The sequence below is a fragment of the Pseudomonas sp. B21-031 genome (assembly GCF_024748985.1).
GTDB classification, from domain to species: domain Bacteria; phylum Pseudomonadota; class Gammaproteobacteria; order Pseudomonadales; family Pseudomonadaceae; genus Aquipseudomonas; species Aquipseudomonas kermanshahensis.
In genome coordinates this window covers 4,124,728-4,151,544 of record NZ_CP087181.1, presented here as the reverse complement: position 1 = coordinate 4,151,544, position 26,817 = coordinate 4,124,728, and the positions used below count along the sequence as shown (strand labels likewise).

At 63.0% G+C, this 26,817-nt stretch carries 13 protein-coding genes; 4 read left to right on the top strand and 9 right to left on the bottom strand.

The features are described from left to right. Positions 1 to 133: 133 nt before the first annotated feature. Positions 134 to 13,087: a non-ribosomal peptide synthetase gene (locus LOY53_RS18420; RefSeq protein ID WP_258703117.1), complete on the top strand. Its 12,954-nt coding sequence runs from the start codon at positions 134 to 136 to the stop codon at positions 13,085 to 13,087. Between the two features lie 67 nt (positions 13,088 to 13,154). On the opposite strand, the gene LOY53_RS18415 is transcribed toward LOY53_RS18420, so the two are convergent. From LOY53_RS18415 to dsbD, 8 genes are all read right to left on the bottom strand, one after another. Further along, positions 13,155 to 13,856 carry an ATP-binding cassette domain-containing protein gene (locus LOY53_RS18415; RefSeq protein WP_252825222.1) on the bottom strand — a complete coding sequence of 234 codons (702 nt, stop codon included), beginning with the start codon at positions 13,854 to 13,856 and terminating at the stop codon, positions 13,155 to 13,157. After that, on the bottom strand, positions 13,857 to 14,612 hold the full coding sequence (locus LOY53_RS18410; protein ID WP_252825221.1) for a hypothetical protein: 756 nt from the start codon (positions 14,610 to 14,612) through the stop codon (positions 13,857 to 13,859). After that, positions 14,609 to 15,811 carry a YcaO-like family protein gene (locus LOY53_RS18405; protein ID WP_258703116.1) on the bottom strand — a complete coding sequence of 401 codons (1,203 nt, stop codon included), beginning with the start codon at positions 15,809 to 15,811 and terminating at the stop codon, positions 14,609 to 14,611. Before LOY53_RS18405 ends, LOY53_RS18410 begins: the two co-directional genes overlap by 4 nt. Positions 15,812 to 15,814: 3 nt before the next feature. Further along, on the bottom strand, positions 15,815 to 16,606 hold the full coding sequence (locus LOY53_RS18400) for a SagB/ThcOx family dehydrogenase (protein ID WP_258703115.1): 792 nt from the start codon (positions 16,604 to 16,606) through the stop codon (positions 15,815 to 15,817). Beyond that, positions 16,603 to 17,469, bottom strand: a complete 867-nt coding sequence (locus LOY53_RS18395; RefSeq protein WP_258703114.1) for an McbB family protein — start codon at positions 17,467 to 17,469, stop codon at positions 16,603 to 16,605. Before LOY53_RS18395 ends, LOY53_RS18400 begins: the two co-directional genes overlap by 4 nt. Before the next feature lie 1,147 nt (positions 17,470 to 18,616). Then, positions 18,617 to 19,378, bottom strand: a complete 762-nt coding sequence (gene dsbG / locus LOY53_RS18390; protein WP_099454857.1) for a thiol:disulfide interchange protein DsbG — start codon at positions 19,376 to 19,378, stop codon at positions 18,617 to 18,619. Between the two features lies 1 nt (position 19,379). After that, positions 19,380 to 20,216, bottom strand: coding sequence for a TlpA family protein disulfide reductase (locus tag LOY53_RS18385; RefSeq protein ID WP_099454856.1), 837 nt, complete (start codon positions 20,214 to 20,216; stop codon positions 19,380 to 19,382). After that, complete coding sequence (gene dsbD / locus LOY53_RS18380; protein ID WP_258703113.1) at positions 20,216 to 21,928, bottom strand: protein-disulfide reductase DsbD; 1,713 nt, start codon at positions 21,926 to 21,928, stop codon at positions 20,216 to 20,218. The genes LOY53_RS18385 and dsbD overlap by 1 nt, the downstream gene beginning before the upstream one ends. Before the next feature lie 165 nt (positions 21,929 to 22,093). On the opposite strand from dsbD, the gene LOY53_RS18375 reads away from it, so the two are divergent. The 3 genes from LOY53_RS18375 to LOY53_RS18365 all read left to right on the top strand — a co-directional run bounded on the left by LOY53_RS18375 (position 22,094) and on the right by LOY53_RS18365 (position 25,653). Further along, a complete protein-coding gene (locus LOY53_RS18375) occupies positions 22,094 to 22,777 on the top strand; it encodes a response regulator transcription factor (RefSeq protein WP_252825213.1) in 684 nt (227 codons plus the stop codon). Next, a complete protein-coding gene (locus tag LOY53_RS18370; RefSeq protein ID WP_099454853.1) occupies positions 22,774 to 24,096 on the top strand; it encodes an ATP-binding protein in 1,323 nt (440 codons plus the stop codon). Before LOY53_RS18375 ends, LOY53_RS18370 begins: the two co-directional genes overlap by 4 nt. 165 nt (positions 24,097 to 24,261) lie before the next feature. Then, entirely contained in the window at positions 24,262 to 25,653 is a 1,392-nt protein-coding gene (locus LOY53_RS18365) for an aspartate aminotransferase family protein (protein ID WP_258703112.1), read from the top strand. 214 nt (positions 25,654 to 25,867) lie between these two features. On the opposite strand, the gene LOY53_RS18360 is transcribed toward LOY53_RS18365, so the two are convergent. Beyond that, positions 25,868 to 26,794, bottom strand: coding sequence for a siderophore-interacting protein (locus tag LOY53_RS18360; RefSeq protein WP_258703111.1), 927 nt, complete (start codon positions 26,792 to 26,794; stop codon positions 25,868 to 25,870). Positions 26,795 to 26,817 lie beyond the last annotated feature (23 nt).

Here is a 26,817-nt window from a genome sequence, read left to right as displayed (position 1 = left end):
CTCTCAAGGCATACCCCGCTAATTTCTTCCCCCGCCCATCCGTTCCCCTGTGTACATCCGGCCGCCGAGTGCTGCCCGCCGACGTGCGCGGCGCAGCCGGCCCGACTTCACCAGACACTGGCAGGAACACCCCATGACGGACGCCTTCGAACTCCCGCTCTCGCTGGTCCAGGCCCTGGCGCAACGCGCCGCGCAGACCCCGGACAAGATAGCCCTGCGCTTTCTCGCCGACGCTCCTGGCGAGCAGGCCGTGCTCAGCTACCGGGACCTGGACCGCCGCGCGCGCACCATCGCCGCCGCCTTGCAGGCCCGGGCCGAGTTCGGTGAGCGTGCGGTGCTGCTGTTCCCCAGTGGCCCGGACTATGTCGCGGCGTTCTTTGGTTGCCTCTACGCTGGCGTCATCGCCGTGCCAGCGTATCCACCGGAATCTACCCGTCACCATCACCAGGAGCGCCTGCTGTCGATCATCGACGACGCCGAACCGCGCCTGCTGCTGACCGTCGCGGCGCTGCACGACAGCTTGCAAGGCCTGGACGCGCTGGCGGCCGACAACGCCCCTGAACTGCTGGCCGTGGATGGCCTTGACCCGACCCTGGCCGATGCCTGGCAGGCACCAGCCCTGGCCAGCGATGACATTGCCTTCCTGCAGTACACCTCGGGCTCCACCGCGTTGCCCAAGGGCGTGCAGGTCAGCCACGGCAACCTGGTGGCCAACGAGCAGTTGATCCGTCACGGTTTCGGCATCGATGTGAACCCCGACGATGTCATCGTCAGCTGGTTGCCGCTGTACCACGACATGGGGCTGATCGGCGGCTTGCTGCAGCCGATCTTCAGCGGCGTGCCGTGCGTGCTGATGTCGCCGGGCTACTTCCTCGCCCGGCCGCTGCGCTGGTTGCAGGCGATCAGCGAATACGGCGGCACCATCAGCGGTGGCCCCGACTTCGCCTACCGTTTGTGCAGCGAACGGGTCAGCGAAGCCTCCTTGGCCGGGCTCGACCTGAGCCGCTGGCGCGTGGCCTATTCCGGCTCCGAACCGATTCGCCAGGACAGCCTGGCAACCTTCGCCGACAAGTTCCAGGCCTGTGGCTTCGACCCGCAGAGCTTCTTTGCCAGCTATGGCCTGGCCGAAGCGACCCTGTTCGTCAGCGGCAGCCGCCGTGGCCAGGGCATCGGCGCCCTCGCGCTGGACGCCGAAGCCTTTGCCGCCAACCGCGCCGAAAACGGCAGCGGCAGCGTGCTGATGAGCTGTGGCTACCCGCAACCCGGGCACGCGGTGCGCATCGTCGAGCCGCAGCGCCTCGAAGCGCTGGGCGACAACCAGGTGGGTGAAATCTGGGCCGGTGGCCCGAGCATCGCCCTGGGCTACTGGCGCAACCCTGAGGCCAGCGCGCGCACATTCGTCGAGCGCGATGGCCAGACCTGGCTGCGCACCGGCGACCTGGGCTTCATGCGCGAGGGTGAAGTCTTTGTCACCGGGCGCTTGAAAGACATGCTCATCGTCCGCGGCCAAAACCTTTACCCGCAAGACCTGGAACAGACCCTGGAGCGCGAAGTCGACGTGCTGCGCAAAGGCCGCGTGGCGGTGTTTGCCGTGGACCACCAGGGCGAGGAGGGCATCGGCGTGGCAGTGGAGATCAGCCGCAACGTGCAAAAAGCCCTCGAGCCCCAGGCATTGATCAAGACCCTGCGCCAGGTCATTGCCGACGCCTGCCGCCAGGCGCCGGCCGTGGTCTTGTTGCTTAACCCGGGCGCGCTGCCCAAGACTTCCAGCGGCAAGCTGCAACGCTCAGCCTGCCGCCAGCGCATGGACGATGGCAGCCTCGACTGTTACGCGCGCTTCCCGCAGGCCAGCGAGCAACCCGCAAGCGGCGCGGTGGCAGATGATCTGCAGGCCCGTATCGCCGCTGTGTGGCGCGATGTGCTCAAGGTCGAAGCTGTGGCGGCGGACGACCACTTCCTGCTGCTGGGCGGCAACTCCATTGCAGCCACCCAGGCCACCGCGCGCCTGGCGGATGAGCTGGGCATCAACCTGAGCCTACGTACCTTGTTCGAAGCCCCGCTGTTGGGCGAGTACAGCGCTGCGGTCGCCGCGATCCTCGCTGAGGGTGGCGCCCAAGCCCAGGCCATCAGCACCCAGGCGCGCGACCAGTCGCTGCCGCAATCGCTGGCACAGAACCGCCTGTGGCTGCTGTGGCAACTGGAGCCACAATCGGCGGCCTACAACATTCCGGCCGGCCTGCGCCTGCGCGGTGAGCTGGACGTCGCCGCACTGGAGGCTGCATTCCAGGCCCTGGTGGCGCGCCATGAGTCGCTGCGCACGGTGTTCAGCGAAGTGGATGGCCAAGCCCTGCAGCAGGTTCAGGCGCAGCAGCCGTTCAGCCTGCGTCGCCTGGACCTCGAAGGCGAGCCCCCCGAGCAGGTTGCTGCGTGCCGCGAGGCAGAGGCCCAGCAGCCGTTCGACTTGTGCCAAGGGCCACTGCTGCGCGTGACCCTGGCGCGCCTGGACGATGAAGACCACCAGCTGTGGGTGACACTGCACCACATCGTCGCCGATGGCTGGTCGCTGAACATTTTGCTCGACGAGTTCGCCAAACTGTACGCCGCGCACTGCCAGGGCCAAACGGCCACGCTGGCGCCGCTGCCACTGGGTTACGCCGACTACGGCACCTGGCAACGGCAATGGCTGGCCGACGGCGAGGCCGAACGCCAGTTGCAGTACTGGAAAGCCAAGCTGGGTGATGAACTGCCGGTGCTCGACCTGTGCACCGACCAGCCGCGCGCCAGCCAGCGTGACAAACGCGCGGCGCGCTACACCCTGAAGGTGCCAGCCAAGCTGACCGAAGCGCTCAACGCCCTGGCCCGCGAGCAGCAGGCGAGCCTGTTCATGGTGCTGCTGGCCGGCTGGCAAGCGGTGCTGCACCGCTACAGCGGCCAGGCAGACCTGCGCATCGGCGTGCCCAATGCCAACCGCCCGCGCCTGGAAACCCAGGGCCTGGTCGGCTTCTTCATCAACAGCCAGGTGCTGCGTGCGCAACTGCATGGCCGCTTGCCCTTCGATCACCTGCTGGCCCAGGCCCGCCAGGCCACCCTTGAGGCCCAGGCCCACCAGGACCTGCCGTTCGAACAGCTGCTCGAAGCCCTGCCCGAGGCGCGCGAGCAGGGTCTGTTCCAGGTCATGTTCAACCACCAGCAGCGTGACCTTTCGGCGCTGCGCCGCTTGCCAGGTTTGCTTGCCGAAGAGTTGCCGTGGCACAGCCGCGAAGCCAAGTTCGACCTGCAGCTGCACAGTGAAGAGGACCATCAAGGCCGCCTGACCTTGGCCTTCGACTATGCCGCCGAACTGTTCGAGGCCAGCACGGTAAAACGCCTCGCCGCGCACCTGTTGGCCTTGCTCGAGCAGGTTTGCGCCCGACCGCAGCTGGCGCTGGGCGAGGTGCAGTTGCTCGATGAACAGCACCGCGCACAGCTGCTCGGCTGGGGCCAGGCACCGGCGGCAGCGCCCCAGCGCCTGCTGGTCGAACAGCTCAACGAGCAGGCCCGGCTGACGCCGCAGCGAACCGCGCTGGCCTGGCAGGGCGGCAGCCTCGACTATGCCGAGTTGCACCAGCAAGCCAACCGCCTGGCCCATTACCTGCGTGATAAAGGGGTTGGTCCCGATGCCTGCGTGGCCATCGCCGTCGAGCGTTCGCCGCAGTTGCTGGTCGCCCTGCTGGCCATCCTCAAGGCCGGCGGCGCCTACGTGCCGCTGGACGTGGACTACCCGGTCGAGCGCCTGGCCTACATGCTCGGCGACTGCAATGCCAGCCTGCTGCTGAGCCACAGCGGCCTGCTGGGCAAGCTGCCGCAGGTCGAAGGCGTTAGCGCCATCGCCCTCGACCAGTTGCACCTGGACAGCTGGCCCAGCCATGCCCCCGGCCTGCACCTGCACGGCGACAACCTGGCCTACGTCATTTACACCTCGGGCTCCACTGGCCAGCCCAAGGGCGTGGGCAACACCCATGCGGCCCTGGCCGAACGCCTGCAGTGGATGCAGGCCACCTATGCGCTGAACGACAGCGATGTGCTGATGCAAAAAGCGCCCATCAGTTTCGACGTCTCGGTGTGGGAGTGCTTCTGGCCGCTGATCACCGGCTGCAAGTTGGTCCTGGCAGGCCCTGGCGAACACCGCGACCCGCAGCGCATCGCTGCGCTGGTGCAAGCGCATGGCGTGACCACACTGCACTTTGTGCCGCCACTGTTGCAGGTGTTCGTGCAAGAGCCGCAGGCCGCCGCCTGCACCAGTCTGCGGCGGTTGTTCTCCGGCGGCGAGGCGTTGTCGGCCACCCTGCGTGACCGTGTGCTGCAACTGCTGCCCCAGGTGCAACTGCACAACCGCTACGGCCCGACCGAAACCGCGATCAACGTCACCCACTGGCACTGCCAGGCCGAAGACGGCGAGCGCTCGCCGATCGGCCGCCCGTTGGGCAACGTGCTGTGCCGCGTGCTGGACGATGAACTGGAACTGACCGCCCCCGGCGTGCCGGGTGAGCTGTACCTGGGCGGCGTAGGCTTGGCCCGAGGTTACCTGGGCCGCCCGGGCCTGACGGCCGAGCGTTTCGTGCCCCAGGCCGACGGCGACGGCCAGCGCCTGTACCGCAGTGGCGACCGTGCCCGCTGGCAAGTCCAGTTAGAGGCACTTGAATACCTGGGGCGCCTCGACCAGCAGGTGAAGGTGCGCGGCTTCCGCGTCGAACCCGAAGAAGTGCAGGCTTGCCTGTTGGCGCAAGCGGGTGTCGACCAGGCACTGGTGCTGATCCACAAGGACGCTGTGGGCGCGCAATTGGTCGGCTACTACAGCGGTGCGGCCGAGCCGGCTGCACTGCTGGCCGCCTTGGCCGAGCAACTGCCGGCGTACATGGTGCCGGCGCAGCTGATCCCGCTGGCACACTTGCCATTGGGCCCAAGCGGCAAAGTCGATCGCAAGGCGTTGCCCGCCCCGGTGTGGCAACAGCGCGAGCATGTTGAGCCGCAAAGTGCCGTGCAGCAGCAGGTCGCGGCGATCTGGCGTGAAGTGCTCAACCTACCGCGTGTTGGCCTGCAGGACGACTTCTTTGCCCTGGGTGGCCACTCGCTGCTCGCCACCCAGATCGTCTCGCGGACCCGTCAGGCGTGCGATGTCGAGCTGCCGCTGAAAGTGCTGTTCGATGCCAGCGAGCTGGGCGCGTTCTGCGCCGAGATCACGCGCCTGCGGGAGGCCGGCGCGCATAACCTGCAAGGCGAAATCGCCCGTATCGACCGCCGCCAAGCGGTGCCGTTGTCGTACTCGCAACAGCGCATGTGGTTCCTCTGGCAGATGGAGCCTGACAGCCCCGCCTACAACGTCGGCGGCATGGCCCGCCTGCGTGGCGCGCTGCACGTGGACGCATTCGAGCGGGCGCTGCAGGCGCTGATCGTGCGTCACGAAACCCTGCGCACCACGTTCCCCAGCATCGACGGCGTGGCGTACCAGTGCGTGGCCGAAGACAGCGGCGTGCACCTCGACTGGCAAGACTTCAGCACCTTGCCCGCCGAGGCCCGCCAACAGCGCCTGCAACAGCTCGCGGATGACCAGGCGCACCAGCCGTTCGACCTCGAGCGCGGCCCGCTGCTGCGCGCCTGCCTGGTCAAGGCTGAGGAACGTGAGCATTACTTCGTCCTGACGTTGCACCACATCGTCACCGAGGGCTGGGCCATGGACATCTTCGCTCGCGAGTTGGGCGAGCTGTACGAAGCCTTTGTCGATGATCGCGAGTCGCCACTGACGCCGCTGCCAGTGCAATACCTGGACTACAGCGTGTGGCAGCGGCACTGGCTGGAAAGCGGCGAAGGCGCGCGGCAGCTGGCCTACTGGAAAGCCCGCCTGGGCGATGAGCACCCGGTCTTGGTATTGCCGTCCGATCGCCCACGCCCAGCGGTGCAGAGCCACCGTGGCGAGTTGCACCGGTTCGAGCTCGACCCGGCGGTGGTGGCGCGCGTGCACGCGTTCAACAGCCAGCGCGGGCTGACCCTGTTCATGACCATGACGGCAACCCTGGCGGCCTTGTTGCACCGCTACAGCGGCCAGCGTGACCTGCGCATCGGCGCACCGGTGGCCAACCGCATCCGCCCGGAAAGCGAGGGGCTGATTGGCGCCTTCCTCAACACCCAGGTACTGCGCTGCGAACTGGACGGCCAGATGACCGCCGCCGAGCTGCTGGAGCAGATGCGCCAGGCCGCCATTGAAGGCCAGTCGCACCAGGACCTGCCATTCGACCAGTTGGTCGAAGCCCTGCAGCCACCGCGCAGCAGCGCCTATAACCCGCTGTTCCAAGTGATGTGCAACGTCCAGCGCTGGGCGTTCCAGCAAAGCCGCGAGCTGGTGGGCATGCAGGTCGACTACCTGGTCAACGACGCCAGCGCCACCAAGTTCGACCTGTACCTCGAAGTCACTGACCTCGATGGCCGCCTGGGCTGCTGCCTGACCTACAGCCGCGACCTGTTCGACGCACCGCGCATTGCGCGCATGGCCGAGCACTGGCAGCAGTTGCTGATCGGCCTGCTGGACGACCCACAACAGCGTCTGTGCGAGCTGCCGATGCTGAGCACGGGCGAGCAGCAAGTGCTGGTTGGGCAACTACAGGGCGAGCAAGATTTTGCCCTCGACCAGACCTTGCACGGCCTGTTCGCCGCCCAGGCTTCGCGCACACCACACGCCCCTGCGCTGACCTTCGCGGGCCAGCACCTGAGCTATGCCGAACTGGACCAGCGGGCCAACCGCCTGGCCCGCGCCCTGCGCGAGCGCGGTGTCGGCCCGCAGGTACGCGTCGGCCTGGCCCTGGAGCGTTCGCTGGAAATGGTCGTCGGCCTGCTGGCCATTCTCAAGGCAGGCGGTGCCTATGTGCCGCTCGACCCCGAGTACCCCCTCGACCGCTTGCGCTACATGATCGAAGACAGCCGCATCGGCCTGCTGCTCAGCCAGCGCGCGTTGCTGAAAACCCTTGGCGAACTGCCAGACGGCGTGGCCCGCTGGAGCCTGGAAGACGATACTGCAGGCTTGTACGCCTTCAGCGATGCCCCGCTGGATAACCTCAACCTGCCGCAGCACCAGGCTTACCTGATCTACACCTCTGGCTCCACCGGCAAGCCCAAGGGCGTGGTGGTCAGCCATGGTGAAATCGCCATGCATTGCCAGGCCGTGATCGAGGCCTTCGGCATGCGCAGCGACGACTGCGAACTGCACTTCTACTCGATCAACTTCGACGCGGCCAGCGAACGCCTGCTGACCCCGCTGCTGTGTGGTGCCCGCGTGGTTATCCGCGCCCAGGGCCAGTGGGGCGCTGAAGAGATCTGCCAGCTGGTGCGCGAGCAACAGGTAAGCATCCTTGGCTTCACCCCAAGCTATGGCAGCCAGCTGGCCCAGTACCTGGCCGGGCAGGGCGAGCAGTTGCCGGTGCGCCTGGTGATCACCGGCGGCGAGGCGTTGACCGGCGAGCACCTGCAGCGCATTCGCCAGGCGTTCACGCCGCAACAGTTCTTCAACGCCTACGGCCCGACCGAAACCGTGGTCATGCCGCTGGCCTGCCTGGCGCCACCCACGCTGCCGGCCGACCTGGGCAGTGTGCCGATCGGCCGCGTGATCGGCGCCCGCAATGCGTACATCCTCGATGAGGACCTGGCCTTGCTGCCACAAGGCGGCATCGGCGAGCTGTACATCGGCGGTGCCGGCCTGGCCCAGGGGTATCACGACCGCCCGGGGCTGAGCGCCGAGCGCTTCGTTGCCGACCCGTTCAGCACACAGGGCGGGCGCCTGTACCGCACCGGCGACCTGGTGCGCCTGGGCGTCGATGGTTTGGTCGAGTACGTTGGCCGTGCCGACCAGCAGGTGAAAATTCGCGGCTTCCGCATCGAGTTGGGCGAAATCGAAAGCCGCCTGCAGGCGCATGCCGATGTCGACGAGGCGGTGGTCCTGGCCCTCGACTTGCCGGGCGGCAAACAACTGGTGGGTTACCTGGTGTGCAAGCAGGCCGGTGCCAACAGCGAGGCCCAGGCCGCGCTGCGCGAATCAGTCAAGGCCGATGCCCGCCAGCATCTGCCGGACTACATGGTGCCCGCGCACCTGGTGCTGCTCGACAGCCTGCCGCTGATGGGCAACGGCAAGCTCGACCGCAAGGCGCTGCCGTTGCCGGACCTGGAGCAGGCGCACCAGCATTACCAGGCCCCAGGCAACGAAGTGGAAGCGCAGCTGGCGCAGATCTGGCGCGACGTGCTCAACGTTGCCCGCGTTGGCGTGCAGGATAACTTCTTCGAACTCGGTGGCGACTCGATCCTCTCGATTCAGGTGGTCAGCCGGGCCCGTCAGTTGGGCCTGCAGTTCACCCCGCGTGACCTGTTCCAGCACCAGACCATCCAGACCCTGGCCACCGTGGTCAGCCTGAGCGCCGCGCCAAGCGGTATCGAGCAGGGCCTGCGCGAGGGGCAAACCGGGCTGACGCCAATCCAGCACTGGTTCTTCGACAGCGAAGTGGCCCAGCCACAGCACTGGAACCAGGCCGTACTGTTGGCAGCGCGCCAGCTGCTGGACAGCGCGGCACTGGAGCAGGCCCTGGCTGCACTGGTGCAGCACCACGACAGCCTGCGCCTGCGTTTCCGCCAGGCCAATGGCCGCTGGCAGGCCGAGTATGCCCAGCCTGCGCCTCAGCAGTTGCTGTGGGCGGCCACGGTTGCCGACTTCGATGATTGCCAGGCGCTGTACACCGACCTGCAGCGCAGCCTCGACCTGGAGCAAGGCCCGCTGCTGCGAGCCTTGCTGGTGACGGACGGGCAGGGCAGCCAACGCCTGCTGCTGGCGATTCACCACCTGGTGGTCGATGGCGTGTCCTGGCGCGTGCTGCTCGAAGACTTGCAGGCGCTGTACCGTGGCCAGCCGCTGGCGGCCAAGACCCACACCCTGGGCGACTGGGCCGCGCGCCTGGTCAACTATGCCGGCAGCGACTCGCTGCGAGACGAGCTGGACTGGTGGCACGCCCAGCTCGGCACTGTGCGCCACGAACTGCCCTGTGATCACCCGCAGGGTGGCAACCTGCACCGCCACGCCCGCACCCTGGCCATCGGCCTCGATGCCGAGCAGACCCGCCAGTTGCTGCAACAGGCACCCGCGGCCTACCACACCCAGGTCAACGACCTGCTGCTGACAGCCCTGGCACGCGCCTTGTGCCGGTGGAGCGGTGACAATGAGGTGCTGGTACAGCTAGAAGGCCACGGCCGCGACGGGCTGTTCGAAGACATGGACCTGACCCGCAGCGTCGGCTGGTTCACAAACGCCTACCCGCTGAGCCTTTGCCCGGTGCTGGGTGATGACGATGCTGCGCGCGCCCGCTCGATCAAACGGGTCAAGGAGCAACTGCGTCAGGTGCCGCACAAAGGGCAGGGCTATGGCGTGCTGCGCTACCTGGCCGACGCGGCCGGGCGCGAGCGCATGGCCGCACTGCCGCAGGCCCGCATCACCTTCAACTACCTGGGGCAGTTCGACCAGCAGTTTGACGCTGATACGCTGTTCCAGCCGCTGGATGCGCCGGCGGGCCTGGCCCATGACCTGGAGGCGCCGCTGCCCAATTGGCTGAGTGTCGACGGCCAGGTCTATGCCGGTGCCCTGCAATTGCGCTGGACCTACAGCACCGAGCGTTACGACGAGCAGACCATCGCCACCCTGGCCGAAGGCTACCGCCAAGAGTTGCTTGCACTGGTCGGCCACTGCCTGGCCGACGGCAACGGCAGCTTCACGCCGTCCGACTTCCCCTTGGCGCACCTGACCCAGGAGCAGATCGACAACTTGCCGGTCGCTGCCGCCGAGATCGACGATGTCTACCCGCTGACGCCGATGCAGGAAGGCATGCTGCTGCACACCCTGCTCGAGCCAGGCACCGGCATCTACTACATGCAGGACCGCTACCGCATCAACAGCGCGCTCGACGCCGAACGCTTCGCCCAAGCCTGGCAGGCGGTGGTGGCGCGCCATGAGGTCCTGCGGGCGTCGTTCAGCTGGAACGCCGGCGAGGCGATGCTGCAGATCATCCACAAACCCGGCAAGACGGCAGTGGATTACCAAGACTGGCGAGGCCTCGACGACGGTGCCCAGGAAGCCCGCCTGCAAGCCCTGCACAAGCAGGAGCGCGAGGCCGGTTTCGAACTGCTGCGTGAAGCGCCGTTCCACCTGCGCCTGGTGCGCGTCGCCGATGAACGCTACTGGTTCATGATGAGCAACCACCACATCCTGATCGATGCCTGGTGCCGCTCGTTGCTGATGAACGACTTCTTCGAGGTCTACCAGGCCCTTGGCGAAGGCCGCCCGGCCCAGTTGCCGGTGCCGCCACGCTACCGTGACTACATCGGCTGGCTGCAACGCCAGGACCTGAACGAAGCGCGCCAGTGGTGGCAGGCCAACCTGGCCGGCTTCGAACGGGCCACGGCGATCCCCAGCGACCGCCCGTTGCGCCACGACCACGCCGGTGACGGCATGATCGTCGGCGACTGCTACACCCGCCTGGACGTCACTGAAGGTGTTCGCTTGCGCGAATTGGCTCAAGCCCATCAGCTGACCATCAACACCTTTGCCCAGGCGGCCTGGGCCCTGGTGCTGGCGCGCTACAGTGGCGAGCGCGACGTGGCCTTCGGCGTCACCGTGGCCGGGCGCCCGGTGAGCATGCCGCAGATGCAGCGCACCGTTGGCCTGTTCATCAACAGCATCGCTTTGCGCGTGCAACTGCCCGCCGCCGGCGAGCGCTGCAGCGTGCGCCAGTGGCTGCAAAGCGTGCTCGAGCACAATATGGAAGTGCGCGAGTACGAGTACCTGCCGCTGGTGGCAATCCAGGAATGCAGTGAACTGCCCAAGGGCCAGCCGCTGTTCAACAGCCTGTTCGTGTTCGAGAACGCGCCGGTGGAAACCGCAGTGCTGGACCACGCCCAGCACCTCAACGCCAGCTCCGACTCAGGCCGCACCCACACCAACTTCCCGTTGACGGCGGTGTGCTACCCGGGGGATGACCTGGGCCTGCACCTGTCGTTCGACCAACGTTACTTCGACACTTCGACCGTCGAACGCCTGCTGGCCGAGTTCAAGCGTCTGTTGTTGGCATTGGTGCAGGGCTTTGAAGGCGAGGTAAGCGACCTGCCGCTGCTGAGTGCCGAAGAGCAACGCTTCCTGATTGAAGACTGCAACCGCAGCGAGCAGGCCTACGCGCTGGAACACAGCTATGTCGAGCAGTTCGAGGCGCAGGTCGCCGCGCACCCAGAGCGCACGGTGGCGCGTTGCCTGGACGCGTCCTTTGACTACGCGGGCCTGAACCTTGCGGCCAACCGCCTGGGCCATGCCCTGATCGGCGCAGGCGTCACCGTCGATCAGCCCGTTGCGCTGTTGGCCGAGCGCGGTTTGCCATTGCTGGGGATGATCGTCGGCAGCTTCAAGGCCGGTGCCGGTTACCTGCCGCTGGACCCCGGCCTGCCCGCCGCGCGCCTGCAGCGCATCGTCGCGCTCAGCCGCACACCGGTGCTGGTATGCAGCGCGGCCTGTGCCGAGCAGGGGCGGCAGTTGCTGGTCGCACTGGAGGGTGTGGCGCGGCCGCAATTGTTGGTCTGGGAAGACATCCAGGCCAGCAACATCGCCAGTCACAACCCGGGTATTCATAGCGGGCCCGACAACCTCGCGTATGTGATCTACACCTCGGGCTCCACCGGTTTGCCCAAAGGGGTGATGGTCGAGCAGCGCGGCATGCTCAATAACCAGCTCAGCAAGGTGCCTTATCTGGCCCTGAGCGAGCAGGACGTAATCGCCCAGACCGCTTCGCAGAGCTTCGATATTTCGGTCTGGCAGTTCCTGGCCGCGCCGTTGTTCGGCGCCAGGCTGGAGATCGTGCCCAATGCCATCGCCCATGATCCGCAAGGCCTGCTGGCGCATGTGCAGGCTACCGGCATCACCGTGCTGGAAAGCGTGCCGTCGCTGATCCAGGGCATGCTGGCCAACGATCACCAGGCTCTCAACGGCCTGCGCTGGATGCTGCCGACCGGCGAGGCGATGCCGCCAGAGCTGGCCGCGCAATGGCTGCAGCGATACCCAGGCATTGGCCTGGTCAATGCCTACGGCCCAGCGGAGTGCTCCGACGACGTGGCGTTCTTCCGTGTCGATGTCGAGTCCACCCGCGGCAGTTACCTGCCGATTGGCACCCCGACCGACAACAACCGCCTGTACCTGTTCGGCGAGGACCAGGCCCTGGTGCCGTTGGGCGCGGTTGGTGAGCTGTGCGTTGCCGGTACCGGCGTCGGCCGTGGCTATGTCGGCGACCCCGTGCGTACCGCCCTGGCCTTTATCCCGCACCCCCATGGCGTGCCGGGTGAACGCCTGTACCGCACCGGCGACCTGGCGCGCCAGCGCCCGGACGGGGTGCTGGAGTATGTGGGCCGCATCGATCACCAGGTGAAGATTCGCGGGTATCGCATCGAACTGGGTGAGATCGAAGCGCGCCTGCACGAACAGGCCGAAATCCGCGATGCCGCGGTGGGCGTGCAGGAGGGCGTCAACGGCAAGCACCTGGTCGGCTACCTGGTGGCCCATCAGGGCGTAACCCCTGATGCGGCGTTGCTCGAACAAATCAAGCAGCGCCTGCGCGTGGCATTGCCTGAGTACATGGTGCCGCTGCACTGGGGCTGGTTCGACAGCCTGCCGCACAACGCCAACGGCAAGCTCGACCGCAAGGCACTGCCGGCCATCGACATCGGCAGCCAGCACAGCCAGGCCTACCTGGCGCCGCGCAACGAGCTGGAAGCGGTGTTGGCCGGTATCTGGGCCGATGTGCTCAAGGCCGAACGGGTGGGGGTACACGACAACTTCTTCGAGTTGGGCGGGCATTCGCTGCTGGCCACGCAGATCGCTTCGCGGGTGCAGAAGCAGTTGCAGTTGGATGTGCCGCTGCGGGCGATGTTCGAGTGCAGCACGGTGGAGGAACTGGCGGTGTATGTGGAGGGGTTGCAGGGGCGCGTGCTGGATGACGACAAGGTTGACCGGCTGAGTGACCTGATGGCGGAGCTTGAGGGGCTGTAAAAAGTTGAGGGGCGCTTTGCGCCCCTTCGCGGGCATGCCAAGTCTCCCCACCCAGCAACCTCAGCTACTACATCGCGGCATTGATAAACGCCTCATCGAGCGTGGCTGCGTTGTGGCGATTCAAAAATTGATCGCCATTGTCGAAGGCTTCGAGCCGGTGATGAGCAAGCATGTAAAAACGGTGGCAGTTCTCTGAGATTTCTTGAGTGTAGTGTGAGGAAACCAGCACACTTGCGCCTTCCTCGCAGGCGTGCTTTATGCCGAGCCAAATATAATGTCGGAACTCAGGGTCCACCCCTGCAGTGGGCTCGTCGAGGATGATCAAGTCACTGCCCATCAGCAGAAGCGTCAGCGTGAAAAAACTGCGAATCTCACCATAGCTGCACGTGGCGGCTTTCTTTTCCGATATATCCGCATAGCGTTTGGACAATGAGGGTGACCAGTGGGCTAGGCGGGAAAAAACTTCGCGCTGGCTGAGCGCATGGTTTGAATTTAGGCAACTGATGATGCTGAAAATCTCACGCATACGAAGTAAAGGAGGTGGTGTCAGGATCTGCGTCAAGTAAACTTGGCGCTCGGCGTGGTTGATAATCGTCCCGTGGCTGGGTTTTCTCATTTTACAGATCAGATCAAATAGTGTTGTTTTTCCGGCGCCATTAATGCCGAGGACGCCAACGAGTTCGCCTTTTTTTACCGTGAGTGATAAGTTCTCCATGAGTGTCTTGCGGTTGTGTTGGTATTTTAAGTTATCGATAGATAATAGGGTCATTTAATATCTGCTCCAGACAGGCTGGGTTCTGAAGAATCTTCCCGTGAGGTAGATGCCAAGCGTTGAGGCGCTAAACGCTGAGAGAAAACTGATAGGCAGTGAGACGTCGCCCAGGAAGATTTGGGTGCTTAAATACAATGGGCTGAGCAGTGTCACTGCGTGAGGAGTGCTGTGTTGAGCTGCACCTAAATAGCCGGAAAGCAGCATGAGAAATGACATGAGCGAGAATAGGGTGCTGGCAGTGCTGAATTTAATCGGCAGTGCAATGATCACCAGGCCAATGCAGGTAAATATAAGATAGCTGGTATAGAAACATGCTGTAAGGTAAAAGAACTCGTTGGCCGAATAAGGACCGTACAAGGGTTTGGCGACGATGTAGAAAAGCGAGGAGTAGACGAAGCTGAGTAATGAATAGCTTAGGGTGTGTGAGGCGAGGAAGAGCCTGATTGCGTTCCGTTGATAAATAAAGGATCGGAGAAACCCACTTTCCCTTCTTCCTATTAAGTAAAAACTGAATCCAAAAAAGGCGACGCTTGCAGAAATATATGAGTAAAACCACGCGGCTGAGGCTAGAAAGTTTTCTTCTAAAGGGGGGAGTGCTCGGTTGTTTTGAGTTGCGAAAATGAACATCACCGATGGTGCAATAGCTGTCCATAGAAGTGCAGTGGGTTCTCTCAGGTTTTCGAGGGTGAGGGTTTTTGTAAGCTTAAATATACATGCCGCAGTGGAAGTAATGTGCTGGGCTGAGTGGGTCATGGGAAGGGTACCATTTCTGTTAGACGATTTTTAATAATTTGATCAAGGAAGGGGGCGGAGTAGGTGTTCTCAAGATTGAAGTTGCTGGCATTGTTCATGTGGAGGAATAGTTTGGGTGAAAGGTACTTGCAAAAGTAGAGGGTCGGCCCTTTTGTTGGTAGGGAGGCTAAATAAAAATAGCCATTGATTTCGAGGCGGCGTATAGCAGGGAGCAAGCTGCTAAGGCTTAGTGTGTCGGGTTGTATTTTGTGATGTTGGAGAGCTGCCAGTTTGGTGGGGGAAGAGGTCTTGCCAAATGTCTCATATCGATTGCACTCTAGAAAGTGCTTGATGTAAGGGTCTAAGGTTTCAGTCTTGCCGATGTTTGCCTGGTCGAATGACAGCATGAAGCGAAAGGTCTGCCATAATTCAACAATCGACTTTTCGAGTGCTTTGTCTAGCGATTCCGCATACGCCATGCCAGCGCAATATTTGACTTTAGCGTTGTCATTTTGATTTCCGTAAGACAGAAAAATGCAGCTACCGGGGAAGCGCTTATCAGTTAGATCGAGTACGCAGATTTCCCCCGTTTTACACAGCTCCTTAAAAAGCGACAAACAAGAGCGCCCAAGAAGCATGGCGCAGGATTCGTCATGTCCGATTTTCTCAGTGCAGGTGTTGGTTAACCAGAATCGGAGCAGAAACTGGCGTTCCATAGCCTCTTTAAGGGCGCCAAGAAGTGCGCGCTCTACACTAATATGTGCGCTGCAGCCGCAGGTGTCCCTCATGGGGTAAAAGTGATTGTCGATGGGATTTAGGCACGCTGATATTGAGATGCATGCGGTCGGTACTTTGCAGCGTGTAAAGTCAACGATCCTATAAACATTTGTACGATCAAAGACATGTGAAGCCAAGTCTGCCCTCGTTCGGTGGTTTTTTGTCTGGGAGAATGCTTTGATAAAATCGTCGTATTCTTGAGATGTCAATCCGTCATCGAGCGTACCAGTGTCGTGCACCGGTACGTCCAAATAGAAATGCTTGCGTTCGAAATGCTCACCTAAGGCGCTTGATGCTATGTCAGTGGTCCAGCCGCTGCTGGAGCCGAATGTTTGCCAGCGGCTACCGCATTCGATGCTGTGCGGGAAGTGGAGGGTCGCGCTGGGTCGGAGTAATTTAAAATCAGCAAAGGTAGGGTTGTGGATCTCGTTATACGTATTCATGGGTCAACCAATTAGTTGGATGCATGCAGGTAAAAAGAGGGTGGGATTTAAGTTTAAGTACTTTGATACTTGATGGTCGGTGAAGCCTGACCAAGGCCTACTGCCAAGCTTTAGCTCCTTACAACGCAGATCTGTGAGCATGTACATTGAACCCACCTCCATGAGCGCTAAGCGATACCCTCTGTAGCGATACTTGAACAGCGCCTTGGGTAAGTAAATGAAGTAAATCAGCGCCAGCGAGGGCGAGCCCATGTCGGCAGTCATCGGTAGAATTGCACGCGCGAGTGGCTTTGAATTGAGGTCGGGTGTATGCACTTCAAAGGATCTTGATGAGGGAAGTAAGTGCAGTGCGCTCTGCTCGGATGGCCATTGTTGAATGGTGTTATTTAAATTGATGCAAAAAACCTCAATAGGGTAAAGTGCTCCGCCACTTGGGTAGCCTCGCTTGCCCGTGGTACTGTCCTTTTCAAGTAAGGGCGCGAGGAGTGTTCGGACAGTATCAAAGTGGAGTGGGCGTTCATTAAATCGTTCGCAGGAGCTGTTTCTCTTCAGAGGATGGGACGAGGGGAGTCCTGTAAGTTCGATATTTCCTTGTCCGTTTTCGCAGGCGAGGATATTGAGCTGAAGTTCATTGCCGGTCAGTTTTTCTAGCGCGCTGGGTGGTAGTTGATGGAGGGTGCTCAAGTGGTGGGTGGTCTTGTGGATTACGTAATTGCCTTTGGCGTGGAATGCTAAGGTTTCATCCAGTACGCTGGGGGAGGTGTATTTCAGGTAGTGGTCGTGGGTAATACTCATGGTTTGTCTCCTAGGCATTGGCAGAGTGGCCAGTGAATGCTGCAGTCCTCAGTGTATGTGCCGTTGTCCAAGTTAAGGGTTCTTGAGAGTAATGTTTGATCTTGCGTGATCTTGGATTTAGGGGCCTGCGTCAGTTTGTTTGCGAAGGAAATGATGGCTCCGAGAATTAAGGTGTTTTGAAACTCGTCAGTCTCTGTTCTGGGAAGGTCAAGATTGTTAGCGCAACAGAACGTCAAAATTTTGCTCCAGTAGTGCTGGCTGGTCCTTTTTGACTCGTAATGAGCGATACGATCGAGCGTACAGTAGGCGCAAGGATTCCCAATCGTTGGTATGTGAGGCTCGGTCAAGTGGAAATGATTTCCACTGACAAAGCCAACGCTAATTGCGCATTCTGGATTCTGTTTTAGTAGTTCGGTATAGGTGTTTCTAAGCGATTGAGGGCAAAGTTTTAAACAGGCGAGCACGTATAGGGTGGGTGAGTCCGAATGAGGTAGGTCGTTGGTTGGGAGATCTTTGAATTGTATATTTCTTTCGTTTGTTTTCTCCAGGTGGGGCTTCAGGTTATCTGATATGTTTAGGTCGTGATATATTATTGTGTTTTTAATGTGGGGTGTTTCTGCTTTTTCGCTAATAATTAGTAGCGATTTCAGGAATTGAATGGCGGTGTCGGGATGAAGGTTTTCATCGCGAAGTAGTTGTTGTAATGCGTCGTAGTGAATGTATTTTGATCGAATTTTTTCGATACGTTTCAGCGCATTTGTAATGTTAGGTTCAGTGATTTTCGTAAAGCCCGTGGCAGAGAAGACCATAGGCTCAGTGTCAAAGTTGAGGATTTCGTAGTTGTAAATTCTCAGCGTATTCATAGTTGTCGCCTGGGCAGGGGCGGGCGCTCTCGATAAATCATCAAGAGCGCCGCCTTTTAGTTAGTGGCTAGCGTTCTCGCTATTGTCTGCCGCGTTGCCGCCGCTACCTCCTGAACCACCGCTGCCACCACTACATCCACCGCCACCTCCACAACCGCCACTACCGCCACACCCGCCGGCACCCCCTGAACCACCGAAAAATGTCGCTTCCATTTCGCAGTTTGCATCAGGAGCTAGTTCCAACAGGTTGATGCCGTATTGAATTTCCATTGATATATCCTCGATTGTTTTTGTTGTCGCCACGATTGCCAGGGCACGTAGAGGATTAGATTTGAATTTGCATAATGTCAATGGTTTGTGGGTTTTAGGGTCGCAGGCGCTGTTGCCTGCTTTGTTTGCCAGAATAGCTTTGTGTAAGAGTGTTCTTTAAGGATATTCCTGCAAAGGGTTAGCGTTGCAGTTATTTGGTTTTCGTTTCTCGAATCATAGTCGGAATTTTCTGATTCCTGTGTCTGATGGTTCTGATCGCAATTAAGGATGTTTCCTAGATTGGTTTGATTTTTATATTTTGGCACTGGTGTTGCTGGCTCTGTGTTCAGTTGCAAATGAGTAAGTTGTAGTGTTTCATTATATTTCCATGTGGCTGTTTTCAACTATGCAAGCTGACGTACGAAAGAGAAGTAGTACTAAAGTCGAAAGGGCTTATGTGCATGAAGTAGGTAGGGGTAATGCTCTTCGATCATGGCGGGCACGGCGCCGGAACTGGCGGTGTATGTGGAGGGGTTGCAGGGGCGTGTGCTGGATGACGACAAGGTTGACCGGCTGAGTGACCTGATGGCGGAGCTTGAGGGGCTGTAGGGTTAGGGTTTCGCCTTGAGTTTTGCGGGGCGGCGGACATCGAGCGCCGCCCTCGCGGCGCTTCGCAGCACAAGGCTGCTCCTACAGTTGCTTCGGGCCAGTTTCGCCTGTGCCTTCCGCGCGCGACCGCCTTGTTGATTCGACTCTATATTGAGGCGGGCACTAAAGGGGGGCGCGCGTTTGCCCCAGGAATAACTGGCCCTGAACAACTGTAGGAGCAGCCTTGTGCTGCAAAGCGCCGCGCGGGCGGCGCTCGATTTCTGCCCCACTGCAAAACTCAAGACATGCGCTAGCGCTTACCCAAAATCTTCCCCAGCAGCTCCGGCCGCGGCGCCCCTTGCTGGCTCTGCAAGTTACCCTGCTCATCCTGATAGAAAATCGCCGGGGTCGCCTGCAGCCCCATTTCTTCCATCAACGCCATGTTCGCCGCCAGCTTCTGCTGCACGGCCTCTGGCACCTTCTCCAGCGGCTTGAGCGTACTGGCCTTGCCGGCCTTCTCGTGCTCTGCCAAGGCCTTGGCCGGGTCTTTCGCTGCCAGCAGCGCCGCCGACTTGGCAGGGCTGTCCTCGCGAATGATGCCAACCATGATATGGCGCAGCTGCACCTTGCCCGACTCGACCCACGGCCGCGCCTGCTCCCAGAACATGTTGCAGTACGGGCAGTTGGGGTCGCTGAACAGGTACACCTTGCGCGGCGCGTCGGCCTTGCCGTCGGCGATCCAGGCGGTTTTCTCCATCTTCGCCCAGATTTCCTTGCTCATCGGCCCATACACCAGCTTGTCCAGCGGAGCGGCGCTGAGGTCTTGACCTTGTTCGTCGAACAAGCTGCCGACCAACACATGCTTGCCATCAGGCGTCAGGTACAGGGCGATGCCGTTGTTCTGGTATTCGGCGGCATAGCCGCGCAGGCCGTCGGGGGCGTCGAAGCTGCCCTTGATCACGGCGCCCTTGGCTTGCAGTTGCTGGATCGCCTTGGGCAGCGCGTCTTCGGCGTGCAAGGGCGGGGCGGCCAGCAGGGCCAGGGACAGGGGCAGTAGTGCAGTCAATCGCATGTCAGTTTCCTTGTGCGGCAGGGGTGGGCGCGATGGCCCGGTCGAAAGGTTCCAGAGCATGGCGCAGGCTGGCCCGGGACAGCTCGCCAAGGTGGCTGCCGATCAGCCGCCCATCACTGTCGTAGAACAGCGTGGTGGGCAGGGCCATCGAGCCGACGCGCTGGGCCAGTTGCCCGGCGCCGTCGAACAGCACGTGGGTCAGGCTCAAGCCAGTGGTGGCGAGGAAGGTGCTGACATTCTCGGGCGTCTCGCCCTGGTTGACGAACAGGAAGGTTACGTGGGGATAGTCGCCCTGGGCTTGTTGCAGCACGGGCATTTCGCGGCGGCAAGGTGGGCACCAGGTGGCCCAGATGTTGATGACCAGTGGCTTGCCGCGGTAGCTGTGCAACGCCACGGGCTGCCCGCCAGCGTTGCGCAGGCTCAACTCAGGCAGCTCGGTGCCTTTGCTGTACAGGTGGCTGCCCAGGCTGCTCAGGCCCCAGAACAGCGCGCCGCTGAACAATGCCCAGCCCAGCGGGCGGCGCAGGCCTGGTTGACGCCAGCCTTGCCAGAGTGCGGCCAGCACGATGCCGGCAAGGCCAGACCAGAACAGGAAGCCGCCGTCGCGGATGTCGATGACCTGCACCAGGTCATCCTGGTACATCGGCCAATAGGCCACGACGAAGCCCAGGCGCGCGCATAGCACACCGATCAGAAACAGGTTGAACAGGGCCGACTCCGGGCTTTCGCCACCGCGTCGGGCGACCCACCAGCCGACCACGCTGGCGATCACCAGGGCGGTGAGCATCAGCAGGTGGTTGAGGGCCATGGTCAGTGGCCCGAGGGTTACGGTCAGCATCAGCCTTGGCTCCTGGTCTGGGTCCAGTGTTGCAGGAACGCGGCGGCATCCACTTCACCGGTGATGCGCCGCGCGCGGCGTTCGTCGCCTTCCGGGCCGACCCAGATGATGCTGGGCGGGCCGGGTACCTGGTAGCGTTGCAACAATGCCTTGCTCGCCGGGGTATCGGCGGTCACGTCCAGGCGCAGCAGGTGCACGCCGGCCAGGCTGGCTTGCACGTCGGCGCGAGTGAAGACGTTTTTTTCCATGACCTTGCACGACACGCACCAGTCGGCATAGTAGTCGACCATCACCCACTGGCCACGGGCTTTGGCAGCCTCCAGCTCGCGTTGCAGGTCCTCGGGGCGGTTGACGGTGACGAAGGCATCCTCGGCGTGCTGCCCGGCCGCAGGCGCGGCACCCCCCGCGAACGGTCGCAGGGGTTGCCAGAGGTCATCCCCCCCGGCGGCCGCGCCGACCAGCAACAGGGCACCCCAGAGCGCGCCCAGCAACGGCACCGCGCGAAGTGCTGGTAACCGCTGCAGGGCCGGCCACGCGGCCCAGGCCAGGGCGATCAGCCAGGCACCGCTCAGAGCCAGCAGCAGGCTTTCTGGCAGCAGGCTACGCACGGTATACAAGGCCATGGCCAGGAACACGAAGCCGAACACGCCCTTGACCCGATTCATCCATGCGCCGGGGCGTGGCAGGTAGCGATTGCCCAGGGTCACCAGCAACAGCAGCGGCACGCCCATGCCCAGGCCCAGGCTGAACAGCACCAGCGCTCCCTGCAGCACGTCGCCGCTCTGGGCGATATACAGCAGCGCGCCGGCCAGCGGTGCGGTCATGCACGGGCCGAGCAGCAAGCCGGAAAGCGCCCCGAGCAACGCCGCGCCGTACAGGTTGCCGCCACGGGTTCCTTGGCCGGCGCGGTCGAGGCGATCGCGCAGGGCAGCGGGCAACTGCAGCTCGAAGGCGCCGAACATCGGCAGCGCCAGCAACACGAACAGTACCGCCAGGCTGCCCAGCAGCCAGGGTTGCTGCAACCAGGCTTGCAGGCTGGCGCCGAGCAGCGCGGCCACCACCCCCAGGGCGGCGTATACCAACGCCATGCTCAGCACGTAGACCCCGGCCAGCAGCCAGCCGCGCCGGGCGCTGGCGCCATTGCCCAGCACCAGCCCGGCAAGGATCGGCAGCATCGGCAGCGAGCAGGGGGTAAAGGCCAGCAGCAAGCCGAGGCCGAAGAAGGCCAGCAGGCCCCAGGCCAGGTTGCCCTGTTGCAGGTTGCTGGCCAGGGCCTGGTCGCTGGCCTGATCGGCGGCGGGGGCCACGTTGCCGCCCAGGTCGATGGCGGTGGTCTGCGGCGGATAGCATAGGCCGGCGTCGGCACAGCCTTGCCAGCCCAGGCGTAGCTGGCCTTGCGCACTGGCGGGGACTAACAGTTCGAGCTGGTCGCGGTACACCGCGCTGTCACCGAAGAATTCGTCATGGTGGTTGAGCGCGGGGGGCAGCTGTGGCTGCTGCTCGGGGCTCAGGCCGTCGAACTTCAGGCGCTTCTGGTACAGGTAGTAGCCTTGCTTGATCTGGAAGAACAGGCGCATCTGGCCGTCGGGCTGGCGGTCGTGGGTTAGGACAAAGGCCTGGTCGACCGGCAGGAAGTCGGATTTGACCTCGAACGGGTTGGCTTGCAGGGGGCCGGCCAGCAAGAGGGCCAGGAACAGAAAGAGGGCGCGCATGTCTTCGCCTTGGCTATACGATGAAGTGGGCCATGCTGGCCTGGGTCGATTAACCCAAGGTTAACCCGGTCCTACATCCCCCCTAAACGCACGCTCAAGGTCCATAATCCCCACTTAATCCACCCGTGGTGCAGTATCTGCCTCACTTACCCCGGAGCCCCCACCATGCACGTTCTGCTCTGCGAGGACGATGACCTGATCGCCAGTGGCATCTGCGCCGGCCTCACCGCCCAGGGCCTGACCGTGGACCGGGTAGCCAATGCCGCAGGTGCGCGGGCGATGCTCCAGGCCGCGCAGTTCGATGTGATGATCCTCGACCTCGGCCTGCCCGACGAGGATGGCCTCAAGCTGTTGCGGCGCTTGCGCCAGCAGGGCGAGACTCTGCCTGTGCTAGTGCTCACCGCCCGCGATGCGGTTACCGACCGGGTCGATGGCTTGCAAGCCGGTGCCGACGACTACCTGCTCAAGCCGTTCGACCTGCGCGAGCTGGCAGCGCGCCTGCACACCCTGCTGCGCCGGGTGGCCGGGCGCGCGGTGAATGTCATCGAGCATGGGCCGCTGCGTTACGACCCTAGCAGCTGCGAAGCCTTCCTGGCCGGGCAGCCGGTCGATCTGTCCCGTCGTGAGCAGGCGCTGCTCCAGGCATTGCTGCAGAACCCTGGGCGGGTGCTGTCCAGCGAGCAGTTGAAGGACTGCGTCTACGGCTTCAGCGACGAGGTCGAAAGCAACGCCCTCAACGTGCATATCCACCACCTGCGCCGCAAGCTTGGCAACGGTATCGTCGAGACCGTGCGCGGCCTGGGCTACCGGCTTGGCCCGGCGCAAGCACCGGGAGAGGCGGCTTCATGAGCCTGCGGGTACGCCTGAGCCTGATCCTGGGCAGCGCTTTCGTGATTATCTGGGTACTGGCTGCCGCGTGGATGCTGCGCGACCTGCGCCAGCAGATGATGTTTTCCCTCGACCAGCGCCTGGTGGCCTCGGCACGTATGGTGGCCGGGCTGATCGACCAGTTGCCGCAGCCGCTGGCGGCCAAGGGCGAGGACGCGCACTTTTCCGCCGACCAGTTCAGCGTGCCGGATGGTATGGCGTGCCAGGTAAGCTCGCTGCGCGGGGAGATCCTGGCCAGCAACCACAAGCATGATGGCGCCATGGATGACCAGCGCAGCGGTTTCCGTGACCAGACCATCGACGGCGCGTTGTGGCGTACGTTCACCTATAACCACGGCGATGTGCGCATCACCACCGCCGACCGCCACATGGAGCGTGAGGCCCTCAACCAGTCGATCCTGCTGGCCGCCTCGGCGCCGGTGCTGATGGCATTGCTCGGCAGCCTCGGCCTGTTGTGGATCGGCTTGGGCAAGGGCCTGGAGCCGCTCAACCGGATGCGCGATGCCTTGCGTCGAAGGCGCGCTGACAGCGTCGAACCCCTGCAGGTGGCGGGCCTGCCCAGCGAGCTGCAGCCGCTGTTGGACACGCAGAACCAGTTGTTCCTGCGGATCGCCCAAACCATCGAGCGCGAACGGCGCCTGACCGATGACGCCGCCCACGAGCTGCGCAGCCCGCTGACGGCGATCAAGACTCACCTGCAGGTGGCGCGGATGACCGACGGCGCGGTGCGTGAACAGGCACTGGAGCATGCCGAGCAAGGTACCGACCGCATGCACCGCACGCTTGAGCAACTGCTGATGCTGGCGCGTGTGGAAGGCAGCCTGTCGTTCGAGGATGGCGTGCAGTGCAGCGCCGAGCAGGTCGCCCGCCAGGCGGTGCAGGATGCCGGCGGTGGCGATAACCGGCGCATCGTATTGCGCCTGCCCGAGGAGGCCACGCAAATCTACCTGGGCATGCCCGCGCCGCTGGCAGTTGCGGCCTTGCGCAACCTGCTGGACAACGCCCTGCGCCATGGTGGCGAAAGCGCAGTGGAGCTGGAGGTGCAGATGACTGACGGCCAGGTGGGGTTCATGGTACGCGACCACGGGCCGGGCATTGCCGAAGCGGACCTGCAGCACCTGACCGAGCGTTTCTGGCGCAACGGCCAGAGTGGCGGGTGTGGGTTGGGCTTGGCGATCGTCCAGGCAATCGTCCAGCGCTGTGCCGGCAGCCTGCGTTTCGACAGCCGTAGCGATGGCTTGCGCGTGCTGTTGCAGGTACCGGCGCGTTCGGGGCGTTGACCTGCTTGGCCTGGGCCGGTCTATAGGCCTGCCCAGGCTGTAAAAATCCCACAACAACCGCTAAATCCTCCTTGCGCTGAAGCGTTCTCCAAGCGACAACTACCCGCACACATCTGCTTACAGGGGCGTGGCGGGGCACTTTCGCTTGCTTGCGAGGATCTACCCATGTCGACCGCTTCCAGCTTTGCCCAGGTCTTGCCGGCCAGTTCGCCGCAACCCCTGTACGCGTTCACCGATTCGCCCTTGCTGCAACGCCAGCAGCAACAGGAATCCAACGCCCGCAGCTACCCGCGGCGCATCCCCCTGGCGCTCAAACGCGCCCGTGGGATCCATGTCGAAGATGTCGAAGGCCGTCAGTTCATCGACTGCCTGGCCGGTGCCGGCACCTTGGCCCTGGGCCATAACCACCCGGTGGTGATCGAGGCGATCCAGCGTGTACTGGCCGACGAACTGCCGCTGCACACCCTCGACCTGACCACGCCGGTCAAGGACCGCTTTGTTCAGGACCTGTTCGGCGTGCTGCCCGAGGCGCTGCGCCGGGAAGCCAAGGTGCAGTTTTGCGGCCCGACCGGGACCGATGCCGTTGAAGCGGCGTTGAAATTGGTGCGCGGGGCCACGGGGCGCAGCACCGTGTTGGCCTTCCAAGGTGCCTACCATGGCATGAGCCAAGGTGCGCTGAGCCTGATGGGCAGCCACGGGCCCAAGCAGCCGCTGGGCGCCTTGCTGGGCAACGGTGTGCAGTTCATGCCGTACCCGTACGACTACCGTTGCCCGTTCGGCCTGGGTGGCGAAGCGGGAGTGAAGGCTAACCTGCATTACCTGGAAAACCTGCTGCTCGACCCTGAAAGCGGTGTGCCGCTGCCGGCTGCAGTGATTCTTGAAGTGGTGCAGGGCGAGGGTGGGGTGATCCCGGCCGACATCGAGTGGCTCAAGGGCGTGCGGCGGATCACCGAGCAAGCCGGGGTGGCGCTGATCGTCGACGAGATCCAGAGCGGCTTCGCCCGTACCGGGCGGATGTTCGCCTTCGAACATGCCGGCATCGTGCCGGACGTGGTGACCTTGTCCAAGGCAATCGGCGGCAGCCTGCCGCTGGCGGTGGTGGTGTACCGCGACTGGCTGGACACTTGGAAGCCGGGCGCCCATGCCGGCACCTTCCGTGGCAACCAGATGGCCATGGCCGCAGGTTCTGCGGTGATTAATTACCTGGTCGAACATCGCCTGGCCGAGCATGCCGAGGCCATGGGCCAGCGCCTGCGTCAGCATTTGCTTCACCTGCAGCGGGATTACCCGCAACTGGGTGATGTCCGTGGGCGTGGGCTGATGCTTGGGGTGGAGCTGGTCGACCCGCAGGGCCAGCGCGATGCCCTTGGTCACCCTCTGGCCAATCGTGAGCTTGCGCCGAAGGTGCAGCGTGAGTGCCTCAAGCGCGGCCTGATCCTGGAGCTGGGTGGGCGCCATGGCGCGGTGGTGCGCTTCCTGCCGCCGTTGATCATCAGTGGCGAGCAGATCGACGACGTGGCGCAGCGGTTTGCCGAAGCCCTCAGGGCAGCTGTCTGATCATTACCGGGGCCGCCTTGCGGCCCAATCGCCGGCAAGCCGGCTCCCACCGGGTTCGGCGCGAGCTTTGGTAGCAACTGTCTTGTGGTGCTTGTTCCGGCCTCTTCGCGGGCAAGCCCACACAAGTAACTGCGCAGGCTCAGACCTTGTGAGGAACCCTGTGGGAGCCGGCTTGCCGGCGATTGGGGCGCACAGCGCCCCCAGCATTACCCCATCAGTCGAATGTGCGCCCGGCCCGCCAATACCCCATCAGCGTCAGGCTGTCTCGCGGCAATCCGCGTTCCTTGATCAAGTACCGGCGGATATCCATCACCGTCGCCGACTCGCCCGCCACCCAGGCATGGAATGCGCTGTGGCGTGTGCTGGCCTGTTCCCACAAGATGCGCGTGTCGATGTCCACCTCTTCCAGTTTCAGCCGGGGTGCGGCGCTGCCATTGGGCAGGTCGGCCAGCTCGCGCACGGCATGCTGCATGGCCTGGCCATGCTCGCAATGCAGCAGCTCGCGGGGCAGCCAGTGCACGTGGGCGGCGGCGCTGTGGCGCAGTGCCAGGCAGTCGGCCTCCAGAGGTACCTCGATAAAGGCTTGCACCGCGAGCTCGGGCTGCAGGTTGGCCAATTGCTCAAGAATGCCGGCGATGGCCGGTAGCGCCGTTTCATCGCCTACCAGCAAGACCTTACGTACGCCTTGCGGCGGCTTCCATTCATAACCGCCCGGGTCGCCGGCATAGGCCAGATTAGGGGCAACCATTTGCAGGCCGTCGCCCACCTGGGCGTGGGTGGCCCAGGCCGAGGCAGGCCCGTTGACGCCGTGCAGCACGAAATCGACATCGACCTCCAGGGCTTCCCGGCGCAAGTCTCGAATGGTGTAGGTACGCATCGGTGGGCGTTGGGCCGGCGGCAGGGCGCCGTGCGCGGCCTTCCAGTGCAGCTCGTTCGGCAGGCTCGGCAGCGAGCCATCGGGGGCCGGGAAGAACAGCTTCACGCGCTGGTCAGGGGCCAAGGTGCACATCTGGGCAACATCGGGGCCGTTGAAGACCAGGCGTGTCAGTGACGGGCTGAGGCTGATGCGCCGGGCCAGCACCAGGTCGAACACGCGGTAGGCGCTGGTGCTCGGCGAGCGGCCTTTGACCAGCTGGCGCAAGCCTTGCTGAAGCGCCTGGGACA